This is a genomic window from Paenibacillus sp. AK121, assembly GCF_019042715.1.
Classification (GTDB): domain Bacteria; phylum Bacillota; class Bacilli; order Paenibacillales; family Paenibacillaceae; genus Paenibacillus; species Paenibacillus polymyxa_C.
Genome location: NZ_JAHPJM010000001.1, coordinates 464,948 through 480,788, shown reverse-complemented (window position 1 = coordinate 480,788; position 15,841 = coordinate 464,948). Strand labels below are relative to the sequence as shown.

Here is a 15,841-nt window from a genome sequence, read left to right as displayed (position 1 = left end):
GTTCGATGGGACGCAGCTCCGCGGTTCATTTGTTCTTACGATCACTGGCGCTTCTCTAGATTCAAATGAACCGCTTCGCTACTGCCCGCCTGTATATCGACGTCACGCTTTTAAAGCTTGTGAAGATACTTCAAAATTATTGTTCCGTGAAAAACTGCTCAACCATGCTTGTCATGGCTGTCCTTGACAGATCATAGGCTGTTACATAAGTATTTTCACCTAGAAAAGGGGGCTATGGCCGTGTTCATACATGTTATACTCCCACTGTGCGGTGGGCTGCTTATTTTTTTAGGCGGAATGAAGCTGATGGAAGCTGCCCTCCGGCATTTGGCTGGCCCCTTCCTTACCCGCTGGCTGAACCGGGCTACGATTTCCCCTTGGCGGGGAATGCTGTTCAGCTCAGGCATTACCGCCCTACTGCAAAGCAGCACCGCCGTAACGGTGCTGACGATCGGACTGGTCAACGCCGGGCTGTTGACCTACGGCCGCACGCTCGGCATCATTCTCGGCACCAATATTGGCACCTGTCTGACGACCGAGCTGATGGGCCTCCAGCTCGGCAAGCTGGCTGTTCCGTTGCTATGCGGTTCACTGCTCTGCTGGGGCACTGCCGTTCTGTGGGGAGAAACGGTCGCTGGCCGCCAGTATGCAGCTGCCGGAGCTTCCCCCAGCTCCAATGGGCTCAGCCGCCCACAGGCTGTACAATTTATCAGCCTCGTCTTTGCCGGATTTTCGCTGATTCTGGCAGGTATCCGTGTGATGCAAGCCGTCGGCCCCTGGATTGAACAGGCCGGACTATTCCGCTGGTTTCTTGATCATGCTGCAGCCAACATGTGGTGGGCCTTCGCTGCTGGAGCCTGCCTGACCGCACTGGTTCACAGCAGCGCAGCCGTCATTGGTATGGCGATTAGCCTGGCTGCTGCGGGTGCCTTACCAGTCGATGTAGGGATCGCCATCGTCATTGGCTCCAATGTAGGCACCTGCGTGACTGCCCTGATTGCCGCTGTTGGCGGCAGCGTGTCTGGAAAATTTGTGGCCTGGTCCCACGTATTACTGAACGTAGGCGGGGCATTGCTCTTTATGCCGTTAATCCCCGGGCTGGATATGGCCGCTGCCTGGATATCTACTGAACCTGGGGCCAAGGTAGCGCATGCCCAAACCCTGTTTAACGTCATCAGTTCTCTGCTTGCCTTGCCTCTCTGTTATTTACCTATATGGACACGTATAGAGGAGCGTATGTCCCTCCATAGAACTAAACGTTAATTCCTAACATGGACAGCGCCTTGCTTAGAATGACATCATTGTTGTCATATCCACCCTGGCGCTGAAGACGCCAAGCTTCTTCGGGCGTATGCCATGCGACGCCTTTGATTTCTTCAATCTGTGCCTGTAAATTCCCATCCAGTGCCTCTACGAGATAATAATGAACTTCCTTGTCCACTTCCCCATATTCAGGGTGCTGATACGTATAAGCAATCATATCCACATGCTGAATAATTCGCCCGTTCAGCCCTGTTTCCTCACGAATTTCACGTAGAGCTGTTTGTTCGATTGTTTCACCTGGTTCCATTTTGCCTTTAGCCAAAGATATCTTGCCATATCGGTCAGTAATCAGCTGAATTTCAAGTTGCTCCTCCTGTTTGCGGAACACTACGCCACCTGCGGAAATTTCCTTTCTTGCTGCCATCCTGTAATCTCCTTTCCTTGCGCAACAAGGATTCCGTCCTCTCTGTAAGGAAAGGCGAAATCCTTGTTGGCCATCGCTATTGCCTGTTCAGGCTCTTTTTGTTTTACAAAGCTGTTTGCAGCCCATTCTCCAATACGCGGACCAATTGGCCTTCACTTTCATTAACGCCTGCCTTCGTCAGCTTCACGCGGCACACCTTACCAACCAGCTCCTTATTACCTTCAAACACCAGTTGAATGTAGTTGTCACTATAACCGTAGAGTATGCCGCTATCTTCTGTCCCTTTAGGGGCTACTTCAGGAATAACTTCCAGCACCTGACCAACAAACTTCTCAGCATATGCCAGCTGCATTTGCTCAGACAGTTCAATCAGCTCACGCACACGCGCATTTTTCACGTCCTCGTCAACCTGATCCTCCATACGCGCCGCAGGCGTTCCAGTACGCTTGGAATACGGGAACACGTGCATTTCCGAGAAACCGATTTTTTTCATCAGCTCATAGCCATTGCGGAACATTTCGTCCGTTTCTCCAGGGAAGCCGACAATTATATCTGTTGTAATCGCTACATCTGGCATTGCTTTTCGAATCATAAGCATTTTGTTATAAAACTCTTCTGTCGTGTACTTGCGGCGCATCCGTTTCAGCACGGTATCGTCCCCTGCTTGAAGCGGTATGTGGAAATGGCGAACCAGCTTATTGGAGCGTTTCAGCACGTCCAGCATTTTTTCATCAATCTGGCTTGCTTCAATCGAGCTGATACGAATACGTTCCAGCCCTTCCACTTTCTCCAGGTCCCACAGCAGATCGGATAGGTCATAATTATCCATATCGTCGCCATAACCACCCGTATGGATACCCGTGAGTACGATTTCCTTGTAGCCTGCGTGCACCAGTTGACGCGCCTGTGTGATAATGCTCGCCGCATCACGGCTGCGGGATAAGCCCCGCGACCACGGGATAATACAGAAGGTGCAGAAGTTATTGCAGCCATCCTGAATTTTTAGAAACGCGCGGGTATGATGAGCAAAATCAGGTACATCCATTTCCTCAAACACACGGGTCTTCATTATATTACGCACCGCGTTTACGGGTTGACGCGACTCTTGTATCTCCTTTACAAACGGAATAATCTTATCTCGGTCCTGCGTACCAATAACAAGATCAACACCTGGAATATCCATAATTTCAGCTGGAGAAGTTTGAGCGTAACAGCCCGTCACTGCCACAATGGCATCTGGATTTCGGCGAATCGCGCGACGAATGATCTGACGGCTTTTTTTATCACCGGTGTTCGTAACCGTACATGTATTAATTAAATAGACATCAGCAGTCTGCTCGTCAAAATCCACCTGCTCATAACCTTCTTTTTTGAACAGCTGCCAGATTGCTTCTGTATCATAAAAGTTTACCTTACAACCTAATGTGTAAAATGCCACTGATGGCATATTAAACCCCTCCCATTTCTCCTGTCTCATATAAAATGCATGCCAATGCAACCATACCTGCGGTCTCCGCACGCAAAATACGTCTTCCCAGTCCTGTAGACTGTGCCCCGGCCTGCTCGGCCTCTAGGCTTTCCGCTTCAGTAAAGCCGCCTTCCGGGCCCACAACTACCAGCACACGCGGCTTGTCTGTGGACGCCCAGCGTCCTGCGAAAGGCTGGATTACATCCCGTAGCTGCCGACCCTGCTCTTTTTCATAACAATAACATATCAAATCATACCCAGCAAAAGAAGCCAGAAGTTCTTTCCACGTCAGGGGTGCGCTAATTTCCGGAATCCGATTGCGATGGCTTTGCTCAGCCGCTTCCTTCACAATTTTGCGCCAACGCTCCAGTCGCTTGCCTTCCTTTTTGGCATCATACTGTACGACCGTACGCTCGGATAAAAACGGTACGAAACCGGTGGCTCCGATTTCCGTACATTTTTGCATCACCGTCTCCATCTTGTCCCCTTTAGGAAGACTCTGCGCGATAGTGATCTGAACATACGGTTCAGAGGTCATCTCCAGCGGTTCAATAATCGTCGCTTTCACATGATCCTGCTCAATCGTATCCAATGCAGCCAGCGCTTCCCTGGATCCCCCGTCACTGACTATAATTTTGTCGCCACTACGGCCGCGCATGACTTTGGCAATATGCCGTGCGTCCTCACCCGTAACAATGACGTGATCTTCTAGAAATTGCTCTGCCGGAATAAAATAACGCTGCATTCTCTCACACCTATTCTAAAAATAACTATTATCCACTAACGTTCCGTACAAATTCCGAATAAATCACCAAGCACCATCATATCATCTTTTGCTCCTCTATGACCAGTCTGTTCCCTCTTCCATTCACGTTATACCGATTCTCGTAAAAAAAGGAGCCCTTAGGCTCCGAACAGTCCGGTAATGTAAAAAGAGAACTGCAAAAACTGTATATAAATCATCTGAGACAGCGTGTAAAGAGGTTCAATCGTTACAGCTCGTACCTGCGGAATTATCAGTATAAGCAGAAAAATAAAGATCGACCATTGCTCAAACTGCTGAAGCTTGCGGCGCACAGGAGTGGGAGCCACATCCTCCACAATCCGGTAGCCATCGAGTGGAGGCAGTGGAATTAGATTAAAAATAAACAAAAACAGATTCAAATTGATCAGTGCATTGATAAACAAATAGATTGCCTGTGCCACCCGCTGGTTCTCCATTCCCGGCAATACTTGAAAATGAAGCAGCACAGCATAGATCAGCGTAGTCACAAATGCAAGCAGGAGATTGCTCAGCGGACCAGCAGCCGATACAATAATGCCCATGAGGCGCGGACGGCTAAAATTGTCACGATTGACCGGGACTGGCTTGGCCCAGCCAAAGCCTCCGATCAACAGTAACAGCGTACCCAGCAGATCAATATGCACTGCCGGATTTAAAGTCACGCGCCCAAGTAGCTTGGCCGTAGGATCGCCAAATTTATTGGCATAATACGCATGAGCAAACTCATGCACCGTAAACGATATGATCACAGCCAGCAAGTAAAATGGAAGGACATTTAAATTTACCCGAAAAATACTTTGTAAAAAATCCATGCTTACCTCTTTCTCGCCACAAACGCCAGCCAATCTTCATCCCGGTTGATTTCGGCAATCTCAAAGCCAGCTGCTTTCAACGCAGATTCGACAACCTCTTCTTTGTTCTTCCAAATCCCTGAAGCAATATAAATGCCACCTGGCTCCAAGGCTTTATATACATCATCAATGAACAGCAAAATGATCTCAGCTAAAATATTAGCTACCACCAGCTTGACTGGCAGCTGGATCCCCAGCGTTGGATCGCTTGCATTAAGCACAGAGAGCAAATCGCTTTCTTTAATGGTGATGTGTTCCTCCAGTCCGTTCAAACGCGTATTTTCACGCGCACTCGATACCGCCACCGGGTCGAGATCCAAGGCAAGTATATGCTTTGCTCCCAGCTTTATCGCTCCAATGGCTAAGATACCGGAGCCTGTACCAACATCAATGACTTCTTCTCCACCCTGAATCACGGATTCCAGCGTTCTCAGGCAAAGGGATGTCGTCGGATGTGTACCAGTGCCGAAGGCCATACCAGGATCGAGCTCAATGATTTTTTCATCTTCACTCGCAGGCTCATACTCTTCCCAAGTCGGTTTGATTGTCAAATGATCCGATACACGCAAAGGCTTGAAATATTGTTTCCAGGCATTAGCCCAGTCATCCTCGTTGACCGTTTTCAGCTCATACCGAACCTCGCCAGGGTCAATATCAAATGTTCTCAATTGTTCAACCCGCGGCTCAATTTGTGCACGCACGCTGTCCATGTCTATTTCTTCAGCAAAATAGCCCTTGATGATCGCTTGTCCTTCAGGAATATCGTTCAAAGGGCGATCGTACCACTGTCCATAAGACGTATCCCGAGGCTTGTTGAGCGAACCGGATTCTTCAATGGAAACCCCTCCCGCACCTGCTTCGTGCAGAAAATTCGAAATCATTTCGATAGCTTCCTCGCTTGTATGTATTGTAATTTCATTCCACAACATGGTTTACATTTCCTCCTCATTTCACATGCATACATTACATTGTACTATATACTCGCATAGGAGTTCAAAAAAGCAGATGGACTCATTATTGAAAATCAAACACCTGCGACTACTGCCTTTATCTTTAGCCCTCTAGTTTTTAGCGCAACAGCATGTAGCGGATAATGAATAGAACAAGGGGAAAACACAAATAAGACGGGCTATCCCGCAAATCACCTTTTTAGATGGGATACCCGCCTTATTGTATTCTACTCGTTGTCGTTTATGATACGTTGCTGACGGCGGTCAGCTACTTCACTACGCCGGATCGCTTCCAGATCCTCAGCATCTGCCAGCTCTGCCGAGAACTCAACATCCTCGTTTTTGGCAGATTGCATGCGTTTGATTTTCTCGGTTTTGGTCAGCACTTTATCGAACCGTTTGTTTTTAGACATCGGTCACTGCTCCTTCCAAACTTGTCACAGCATTCCACCCGCTTGTTCCACAATAGACATCGCCTGATGATGAATGGATTCATCCACCACCGCAGTCAACAAAATATCGCGGCCGGTCGGTCCACCTTGTCCTCCATCACTCATGCCACTGGCAGCAGGATCAGCCGCAGCCAGTATTGCAGGAGACGCATCTGTAAAATCCACGCCCTGTGTGAGTGAGGACAAGCTGCTAATCTGTCCCGAGAACACAGGCAGTCCGGCGTTGCCCGTAGACTGCCGCGGATACCGGCTAAAACGATCTATCGACATATCCGTTACCCGGAGAGCCTCCAATTTTCTCGCGGCTCCCTGTGCTTCCTCAGGACTTTTGAAATACGCCAAAATATTTTTTTCGCCCATCCCAAAATCTCCCTGTGTAGTATTGAGCGTAACCTTGGTTGAGAACATAGACCGTTACGCTTTGTTATATCCTGCTCATTGGCAAGACTTTATATTCTCCACGAAAGCTAAACGGATACAGACACTATCAAGAACAGCAGGCCAAGACCGTGAACTAAAGTTTGTGAAGAACATAACTTTTACGGATGTAAAGTAGCTGCCGGAGCTTCTCCTGACATGGCTACTCCTGTCTCCCAGGCTGCGCGAATAACAGCATCCCGTACCTTCTGAACCACCTTCGCATTAAAAACATTCGGTATGATATAAGTTTCACTTAGCTCCTCAGGGCAAATGGCATCAGCGATGGCAAGCCCGGCAGCCAGTTTCATCTCCTCGTTAATCGTCTTGGCATGGCAATCCAAAGCGCCCCGGAAAATACCCGGGAAGCACAGCACGTTATTAATCTGGTTAGGAAAATCGGAGCGGCCGGTAGCAAGCACACGCACATAAGGTAAGGCTACGGTCGGATCAATTTCTGGGTTCGGATTCGCCATAGCAAACACGATAGGATCAGTTGCCATGCTCTGTATGTCTTCCACAGTCAGTATATCTGGACCAGATACACCGATGAACACATCAGCTCCCACAATTACCTCAGATAAGCTTCCACTTAAATTATGCGGGTTAGTCATGTTCGCATACTCTGTCCAATGCGGGTTACTGTATTCTACACCACGGTGAATGGCTCCTTGCCGATCCACGCCAATCAGATTGCGTACCCCTGCCTTGAGCAGCATACGGGAGCAGGCCATACCTGCCGCACCGATCCCGGCAAATACGACTTTGACATCTTCCATTTTTTTGCCGCATACCTTTAGTGCATTGACCAACCCTGCTAATACAACAACTGCCGTACCATGCTGATCATCATGAAATACTGGGATGTCGAGTTCCTGCTTCAACCGTCTTTCAATCTCAAAACAGCGTGGCGAAGATATATCTTCCAAGTTAATGCCGCCAAAGGCAGGAGCGATCATTTTGACAATTTGAACAATCTCATCAGGGTCCTTCGTATTGAGACAGATGGGGAATGCATCGACACCTGCAAATTGTTTGAATAGTATTGCTTTACCCTCCATCACAGGCATAGCAGCCTCTGGCCCGATATCTCCCAATCCAAGTACCGCGGTTCCATCTGATACGACCGCTACTGTATTTTTTTTGATCGTTAATTGATATGCTTTGGCTGGGTCATTGGCGATTTCCATGCAAATTTCAGCTACACCTGGCGTATAAACTTTGGATAACCCCTCCATCGTTTCAATTGGCTTCTTGGGTAAGGTCTCCATTTTGCCACCTGCATGTAATTCTCTAATCTCATCTATTAAACTGCTCATATTTTTCTCCGTCCTTTCATGCCTCTATTTGGATATGAAACTCAGTCCTGTGTATAAATCTCATCAGCTCCATAATTGGAGTAACAAGGTGGCTAAAATGACCGTGCCCGCCCCGCCAATCCGTGTAGCAATTTGGGCAAAAGGCATCAGTTCCATCCGATTGGATGCAGACAAAATGGCTACATCGCCCGTGCCCCCTAATCCGCCGCGACAACTGGTCACCAAAGCAGCTTCTACGGGATACATGTGAATCCATTTTCCTGTGAAATATCCAGTAACAATCAATGCAACCACTACAGATGCACAGGTAATCGCATAAGGAACCGTTAGAATCCCAACTACACTATCTAATGGCACATACAAAATACCTAACCCCACCATCAAGGGCCACGTCAGACTAGCAGTTATACATTTGTACAAATGAAAAGCTCCCTGCTCCAATGTGTTCGGCATGATCTGAACACACTTAATTAATGCCGCCGCCAGAATCATGAGAATCGGTCCTGGAATATGGAGATACGGCTCCAGCAGCTTACCCACAATAAAGAAAGTACAGGCCAACAGCAGACCACCACCCATTAATGGAAAAGAAACGGATTGTCCCAAGTTTACCGGAGCTAACTCACCTTTGTCTTTTTCGAGTTTTAACAACCTTCCGTTACCAGAAGTTTTTGGTTTTTTCTCCGCTAATCTCTTCAAGACGCCTGCCCCTATAATTGCAACAATGTTACCGATAATTGCAGCCGGGATAAACTGGGATACGAATACTGCAGAATCCTTGCCCAGTACCATTCCATACGAAATGGACAACGGTAAGATGCCTTCTCCAATCCCGCCGGAAATAATCGGAATGATGATGAAAAAAAATGTATGATAAGCACTATAGCCAAAAGCCATACCCACCAGCATACCGACGGCAACAGCAGCAATAGATCCTATGATAATGGGGGCAAAAATTTTGACAATTCCATTCATTAGCATTTTGCGATCCATACCAAGAATACTGCCGGTTACTAGACATGCGATGTAAAAATAAAGAAAATTCGAGGTTTTCATAAGCGTGTGCACAGCCCCCATCGCAGATGGACTGAACATATTCCAAAATACCATTAACGATGGAACCATAAGGGATAAGATGGCTGGCCCGCCTATATGTTTAAGCAGCGGAAGTTTGGCTCCCAGATCACTGAGCAATATACCTAAAATCATGATGACGGCAAACCCGCCTAATAGATCGTTCGGAAGTCTTTCTGTAATTGCAGCCGCATAAACAATTAGCGCGATCACGGCATATAGCGGAAGAGGAATCACTCCCACCTTTATCCTCCCCAGCATCCTAAACCCATCTACAGTATTTTTACTCCATCTTTGCCCCTTTTGAATGACAGGCTGGTTCGTAGCATTTTCCATAAATCTCCCTCCATAAAGTGAAGAATGATGATCATGTTCCCATTCTACACCTTGGAAAACGCTTTATTTGGTTTTAAAACTAAGAACTAACTTTTGTAACTAAAGTAATCAGAAATAAGGCTAAATATAACTATTGATGATTCCTTCTGCCTGCGGTAAAACTTGATATTGGTAAACAGGGCGTCCAATGGTACCATATATAGTTTCCATAGAAAGTACTTCAATCTCTGTCATAAAAGCCAAATACTTGCGCATCGACACCCTGGAGATTCCTGCACTCTCCGCAATATCCTCCGTGGAAAATAGAACCTTATGATGCTGCTGGATACAATTCCATATCATAGCCAGCGTGGATTTCGTTATCCCCTTGGGCAACCGTGCCAAGTCTTTAGTCAAGCTTTTATGATAAATCAGTCGATCCAGCTCCTCCTGCGATAGTAGACTGCGCTCACGCACAATACTAATGTGCTCTCGATACCCGGTAAGTGCCTCTAGAAAACGGTTAAAGTGGAAAGGCTTGATCAAATAATCCACAGCGCCAAAATTCATCGCCTTTTTGACACTGCTCATGTCACTTGCAGCTGAGATGACAATAACATCCACATTCACTCCAGCCTCCCGTATGAATGACAGTAAATCGAGGCCATTACTTTCTTGCATATACACATCCAGCAATATTAGATCAATGGCTTGTTCAGCTAAATATTTCTTAGCCTCTTCCACCGAAGAAGCCCAACCGCCACATTGGAAACCCTCTACCTGCTCCATATATTTGCGGTTAAATTCTGCAACCATCGGATCATCTTCTACAATCAGGACATTAATCATGTTCATCATTCCCCGCTATAATGTATGGAATCTTAATCTGAAAACAGCACCCCTGCTCGACTGGGATCAACTTTACACTACCTTGTAGCCTCTTCACGCTTTGCGCCACTAGATAAAGTCCCATCCCTCGTGACTCTCCCTTGGTCGAAAAACCTTTTTCAAAAATAGCCTTCACAAGATCCTCCGTTATACCCGGACCATTGTCGCACATGATACAGGTCAGACAGCCATGCTTCTGGTTTTCCTCATAATAAAGTGAAAGGGTAATCCGCTTGTGCTCCAGAGATTCCATCGCCTCCACCGCATTATCAAACAGATTGCCAAGAATAGTAATCAGTTCGTGAGTCGTTTGAGTTTGACTGGATTCAGGCAAGTGACTACCCGGAGTCAGTTCAAAACTTACCCCTGCCTCTCTGGCCCGGCTTAATTTTCCTAACACAAACCCCGCCATAACTGGGTCCTTAAGCTGCCGAGTAATGGAACCTATCTCTACTTGATGATGCTCGACGGCATCCATAATATAGTGCTCCAGTTTATCATACATTCGCAAGTGCACCATCCCCATAATGACATGCAGCTTGTTCATAAATTCATGAGCCTGTGCGCGTAGTGCTTCCGTGTACAAAGAAACTCCGGTCAAACGTTCCGCAAGCTGGTTCATCTCCGTCTTATCCCGAAAGGTTACAATGGCTCCGACAATTTTTCCTTTGACCCGTATCGGAACACTGGTGGTCAGCAAGGTGATCCCACCCAGCTCCATCTCCTCATCCATCAGTGGAGTGCTTACTTCCAAGACCTCTTGTAATCGGAAAGCAGATAAATAAACAGTAATTTCCTGTCCAGAGAATGAGAAGTCTTCAATCCCCGCTTGCCTCAGTAGACGGATCGCTTCTGCATTCATCAGCATGATACGACCGCATTCATCCACTGCAATGACTCCTTCCTTGATGGACTGCAACATCGCGCTGCGTTCCTCCAGCAAACGTGCGATTTCCGGCGGTTCCAGACCGACCAGCATATTTTTGATTTTACGGGCCAATACAACCGCTCCTCCTGTGCCAATCAACATTCCGATACCAATGGCGATAGCAATAAGACGGGTGTTGCCTTCCTGGGCCCGCTGTATATCTTGCATGGATATACCAACAACAATTGCCCCTACCTGCTTTCCCGTCACACTGAATACGGGGGAAAAGGCTCGCATGGACATGCCTAATGTCCCCTTTGCAACGGACACGCTCTCCTGACCATGAAGTGCAGTATACTCGTCTCCTCCGACAAAGGCTTTGCCAATTCTCCTAGCATCGGGGTGCGTTTTACGAATTCCCTTCATATCCATAACCACGACGAATTGGATATGATTCGCTGTTGAGACCTTCTTCACATACTCCTGCATGGAAGGAGAAGAACCCGTCTGTTGCAATTGCTCGATAATAAGCGGTGTATGGGCGAGTGTACGCGCAATGGACATTGCCTTTTCCTCAAGCCCCCTCTCCGTTTCAAGCTCAACTCTCTCCGCAAATAACAGTGTTACTGGCAGGAGCACAAGTGCCATAACCAGACATACGAGCAGCGTTATTAGACCTCTGAGCTTTAAAAGCGGCTTACCTCGACGCAGACTTGTCCGTATTTTTTCGATGGAACTCACCCCTTTCTAGTTGATAGAAGCTCAATAGTTAACTTTGGTTATACAAAAATGGCTATGTATGTGTTTACGTGAATATAAAAAAAGGGACTATCCCGCAATTGCGGAATAGTCCCCTCGGATTCATGATTGAAGCTCCGCGATTTAGACTTTGGCTTAGTCGCCTCGGAAAGCCCGCTTCACACGATCAAAAAAGGACTGCTCATTCTCATGTGTCTGCTCTCCACTAAGCGAAGAGAACTGACGCAGCAAATCCTTCTGTTCCTCACTCAGCTTGCTAGGCGTTACCACAACTACCTTAATATGCTGGTCACCTTGACCTACGCCGCGCAGTTTTGGCACACCCTTTCCTTTAAGACGGAAATAAGTGCCTGTTTGTGTGCCTGCTGGAACTTTCAGCTTCACTTTCTCGGTCAACGTAGGGATCTCCACCTCATCTCCCAATGCTGCCTGTGAAAACGTCAGCGGAATTTCACAGTAGATATCGTCTCCCTCACGCTCAAAGAAGTCGTGCGACTTCACACGGAATACGACGTACAAGTCACCAGCCGGTCCTCCGTTGACACCGCCTTCGCCTTCCCCGTTGATACGCATTTGTGCGCCGTCATCCACACCCGCCGGAATGCGAATATGAATTTTACGTTTCTTGCGGACACGGCCTGATCCGCTACAAGTCGTACATTTTTCCTTGATAATTTTTCCGGAACCGCCGCAATTGGAACAAGCGCGTCGATTAACCATGCGGCCAAACGGTGTATTCTGTACCACTTCTTCTTGTCCACTGCCATGGCAGACGGAACAGGTCTGTGGTTGAGTGCCCGCCTTGGCTCCTGTACCATGACACGTATCGCATGTTTCCGTGCGTTCAATTTGAATGTCGGTTTCTTTACCAAACACCGCTTCTTTGAATTCAATCGTCATCGTATATTGAAGATCGTTCCCTCGTTGCGGTGCATTCGGATCACGCCGACCGTTGCCGCCACCAAAGAACATATCAAAAATATCACCAAACCCGCCACCGAAGTCGGCACCACCAAAGCCGCCTCCCATGCCCTGATTTGGGTCTACATGACCGTATTGGTCGTATCTTGCCCGCTTCTGACCATCGCTGAGAACATCGTAAGCTTCTTTTACTTCTTTAAATTTAGCTTCTGCGTCCGCAGCCTTGTTCACGTCCGGATGATACTGACGCGCAAGCTTGCGGTAAGCCTTTTTGACTTCTTCATCCGAAGCGCCTTTTGCGACACCTAGCACCTCATAATAATCACGCTTATCAGCCAATGTTCCACCCCCATGCCTACAACGTGTCTGCACTACATATAAAAGGAAAGCCAAAGGCGCGGGATGACCCGGCTCTGACCTTCCCATCATTTCAAGGCAGTACAACCCGTAATATGCTTATTTATCTTGGAAATAACGGTTACCCTTAGGCTAATTGTTATTTATCAAGGCAGCTACGCTGCAATTACTGTTCAGTATATCATAACGTACCGGTATACCGTAAAGTTACACTACCCGATCCGTTGCTTAGTCTTTCTTCTGATCTTCATCAACAACTTCATAGTCCGCATCAACAACATTGTCACGGCCTTTGCTGTCTGCTGCTCCGTCTTGAGCTTGTGCTGCTTGAGCAGCTTGCTCATACAATTTCACAGACAATTGCTGAACGATTTCAGTCAGTTCTTCAGTAGCTTTTTTGATGTCTTCCAGGTTGTCGGATTCCAGCGTTTTTTGCAGATTTTCTTTAGCTGCATTTGCTTTTTCGACTTCACCTGCATCCGCTTTTTCGCCCAGATCTTTAATCGTTTTGTCTACGGAGTAGATCAGTTGGTCCGCAGCGTTTTTCGCTTCTACCAACTCTTTGCGTTTCTTATCTTCTTCCGCATGCAACTCGGCATCCTTCATCATACGTTCTACTTCTTCGTCACTCAAGCCGCTAGAAGATGTGATCGTAATTTTTTGGCTTTTACCTGTGCCTTTATCTGTAGCAGATACGTTCACGATACCGTTCGCATCGAGGTCGAAAGTAACTTCGATTTGCGGTACACCACGTGGTGCTGGAGGGATATCTCCCAATTGGAAACGGCCCAGTGTTTTGTTGCCTGCTGCCATTTCGCGTTCACCTTGCAGTACGTGAATTTCTACGCTAGGCTGATTGTCGGCATACGTCGAGAATACCTGCGATTTGCTCGTAGGGATTGTCGTGTTACGATCAATCATTTTTGTGAATACGCCACCTGCGGTTTCAATACCGAGGGACAGTGGAGTTACGTCAAGGAGAACGACGTCTTTCACATCACCTGTCAATACACCTGCTTGAACTGCTGCGCCCAAAGCCACTACTTCATCAGGGTTTACGCCTTTATGAGGCTCTTTACCTGTCAGCTTTTTGATTGCTTCTTGTACAGCTGGAATACGTGTAGAGCCGCCGACCAAAACGATTTTATCGATGTCGCTAGCACTCATGCCTGCATCTTTCATCGCTTGACGAGTAGGTCCCAAAGTACGTTCAACCAGACCTGCAGACAATTCTTCAAACTTCGCACGAGTCAGGTTCAACTCCAAATGCTGTGGAACGCCATCAGCTACTGTGATAAACGGCAAGGAAATTGTCGTTGTCAGCACGCCGGACAGTTCTTTTTTCGCTTTTTCTGCTGCGTCTTTCAGACGTTGTACAGCTGCTTTATCTTTGCTCAGGTCAATACCTTGATCTTTCTTGAACTCATTTACGAGGTAATCAATAATCACTTGGTCAAAGTCATCGCCACCCAGCTTGTTATCGCCGCTTGTTGCTTTAACTTCGAAGAAACCATCGCCCAGTTCCAAAATGGATACGTCGAATGTACCGCCGCCCAAGTCATATACGAGGATCGTTTGGTCTTCGGATTTTTCCATACCATATGCCAATGCAGCTGCTGTTGGCTCATTGACAATCCGCAGAACTTCCAGACCGGCAATTTTGCCTGCGTCCTTAGTGGCTTGACGTTGACCATCATTGAAGTAAGCTGGAACAGTGATAACCGCTTGAGAAACCGTTTGGCCCAGATAAGCTTCAGCGTCAGCTTTCAGCTTTTGCAAAATCATAGCGGAAATTTCCTGTGCGGAATATTCCTTACCATCGATGTTTTCTTTATGATTTGTACCCATGTGGCGCTTGATGGACATGATTGTACGATCCGGGTTCGTAATTGCTTGGCGTTTTGCCGTTTCCCCCACAGTACGCTCCCCATCTTTTTTGAAACCGACAACGGAAGGGGTTGTGCGCGCGCCTTCCGGATTTGGAATAACGACGGCTTCGCCGCCCTCCATAACAGCCACACAAGAGTTGGTTGTACCTAAGTCAATACCGATTACTTTGCTCATCGGACAATTCCTCCTTCTGTATATACGAGGCCCTCAGGCCAGAATGGTTGAATCAAAATGATGTAATTCTAATGTATATAGAAAAAGTTACATGCTAACTTTTACCATCGCTGGACGAAGCACCTTGTCCTTCAGCATGTATCCTTTTTGTACCTCTTCAACGACGATGCCTTCATCATGCTCTTCGCTCTCTACCTGCATAATAGCCTGGTGGAAATCAGGATTAAACGGTTGTCCCACTGCATTCATGGCCGTCACTCCCTCTGCCTGAAGCACACTCTCAAACTGGCGGAAAATCATTTCCACGCCTTTGGTGAATGACTCAGACTCCGCTCCTTGCGATGCTGTTGCCAGCGCTCGCTCGAAGTTATCCAGAACAGGCACCAACTCGGTAACAAGCTTCATAGACGCATATTTAGCAAGGTCTTCCTTTTCTTTCAGTGTACGGCGGCGAAAATTATCAAAATCCGCCTGTGCGCGCAAAAACCGCTGCTGATGCTCCTCAGCCTCTGCACGAAGTTTTGCCACCTCTGTGTTTTCTTCCTCGGCTTCCAGTGCTGCCGCTTCATTCACCGGCTCTTCCTGCTGGCTCGTTTCGGCAGCTTCCTCTGTGCTTACATTTTGTTGTTTTTCATCTTGGAACGCTTGTTCTTCCTTCAAAATGTTT

15 protein-coding genes are annotated in these 15,841 nt (G+C 47.4%); 1 reads left to right on the top strand and 14 read right to left on the bottom strand.

The features are described 5' to 3' along the window. Positions 1-240 precede the first annotated feature (240 nt). Positions 241-1,263, top strand: a complete 1,023-nt coding sequence (locus tag KSP24_RS02145) for a Na/Pi cotransporter family protein (protein ID WP_216974353.1) — start codon at positions 241-243, stop codon at positions 1,261-1,263. Here the strand turns inward: KSP24_RS02145 and KSP24_RS02140 are convergent. The 14 genes from KSP24_RS02140 to grpE all read right to left on the bottom strand — a co-directional run bounded on the left by KSP24_RS02140 (position 1,253) and on the right by grpE (position 15,834). Beyond that, positions 1,253-1,687, bottom strand: coding sequence for an NUDIX hydrolase (locus KSP24_RS02140; RefSeq protein WP_058829904.1), 435 nt, complete (start codon positions 1,685-1,687; stop codon positions 1,253-1,255). The two genes, KSP24_RS02145 and KSP24_RS02140, sit on opposite strands and share 11 nt — an antisense overlap. Positions 1,688-1,790: 103 nt before the next feature. Next, positions 1,791-3,134, bottom strand: a complete 1,344-nt coding sequence (mtaB, locus tag KSP24_RS02135) for a tRNA (N(6)-L-threonylcarbamoyladenosine(37)-C(2))-methylthiotransferase MtaB (RefSeq protein ID WP_216974352.1) — start codon at positions 3,132-3,134, stop codon at positions 1,791-1,793. A 1-nt stretch (position 3,135) separates the two neighbouring features. Beyond that, positions 3,136-3,900, bottom strand: a complete 765-nt coding sequence (locus KSP24_RS02130) for a 16S rRNA (uracil(1498)-N(3))-methyltransferase (RefSeq protein ID WP_216974351.1) — start codon at positions 3,898-3,900, stop codon at positions 3,136-3,138. Positions 3,901-4,058: 158 nt separating this feature from the next. Next, the gene (locus tag KSP24_RS02125; protein WP_013372166.1) at positions 4,059-4,751 is read right to left on the bottom strand and encodes a site-2 protease family protein; all 693 of its coding nucleotides are present in this window, start codon (positions 4,749-4,751) and stop codon (positions 4,059-4,061) included. A gap of 2 nt (positions 4,752-4,753) precedes the next feature. Further along, a complete protein-coding gene (gene prmA / locus KSP24_RS02120) occupies positions 4,754-5,719 on the bottom strand; it encodes a 50S ribosomal protein L11 methyltransferase (RefSeq protein ID WP_064962103.1) in 966 nt (321 codons plus the stop codon). Positions 5,720-5,967: 248 nt separating this feature from the next. After that, positions 5,968-6,153, bottom strand: coding sequence for a YfhD family protein (locus KSP24_RS02115; protein ID WP_016324562.1), 186 nt, complete (start codon positions 6,151-6,153; stop codon positions 5,968-5,970). 24 nt (positions 6,154-6,177) lie between these two features. Then, positions 6,178-6,552: a hypothetical protein gene (locus tag KSP24_RS02110; RefSeq protein ID WP_016821610.1), complete on the bottom strand. Its 375-nt coding sequence runs from the start codon at positions 6,550-6,552 to the stop codon at positions 6,178-6,180. Positions 6,553-6,731: 179 nt separating this feature from the next. Then, entirely contained in the window at positions 6,732-7,928 is a 1,197-nt protein-coding gene (locus KSP24_RS02105) for an NAD(P)-dependent malic enzyme (RefSeq protein WP_216974350.1), read from the bottom strand. Between the two features lie 63 nt (positions 7,929-7,991). Then, on the bottom strand, positions 7,992-9,338 hold the full coding sequence (locus KSP24_RS02100; RefSeq protein WP_064962101.1) for a 2-hydroxycarboxylate transporter family protein: 1,347 nt from the start codon (positions 9,336-9,338) through the stop codon (positions 7,992-7,994). Positions 9,339-9,458: 120 nt separating this feature from the next. Further along, positions 9,459-10,166 (bottom strand): two-component system response regulator DcuR, encoded by a 708-nt coding sequence (dcuR, locus tag KSP24_RS02095; protein ID WP_040103295.1) that lies wholly within the window; start codon positions 10,164-10,166, stop codon positions 9,459-9,461. Next, positions 10,159-11,814: a DcuS/MalK family sensor histidine kinase gene (gene dcuS, locus KSP24_RS02090; protein ID WP_216974349.1), complete on the bottom strand. Its 1,656-nt coding sequence runs from the start codon at positions 11,812-11,814 to the stop codon at positions 10,159-10,161. The genes dcuR and dcuS overlap by 8 nt, the downstream gene beginning before the upstream one ends. 153 nt (positions 11,815-11,967) lie before the next feature. After that, the gene (gene dnaJ, locus KSP24_RS02085) at positions 11,968-13,092 is read right to left on the bottom strand and encodes a molecular chaperone DnaJ (RefSeq protein WP_013372174.1); all 1,125 of its coding nucleotides are present in this window, start codon (positions 13,090-13,092) and stop codon (positions 11,968-11,970) included. A 246-nt stretch (positions 13,093-13,338) separates the two neighbouring features. Next, entirely contained in the window at positions 13,339-15,174 is a 1,836-nt protein-coding gene (gene dnaK, locus KSP24_RS02080; RefSeq protein ID WP_013372176.1) for a molecular chaperone DnaK, read from the bottom strand. A gap of 87 nt (positions 15,175-15,261) precedes the next feature. After that, a complete protein-coding gene (grpE, locus tag KSP24_RS02075; RefSeq protein ID WP_013372177.1) occupies positions 15,262-15,834 on the bottom strand; it encodes a nucleotide exchange factor GrpE in 573 nt (190 codons plus the stop codon). Positions 15,835-15,841 lie beyond the last annotated feature (7 nt).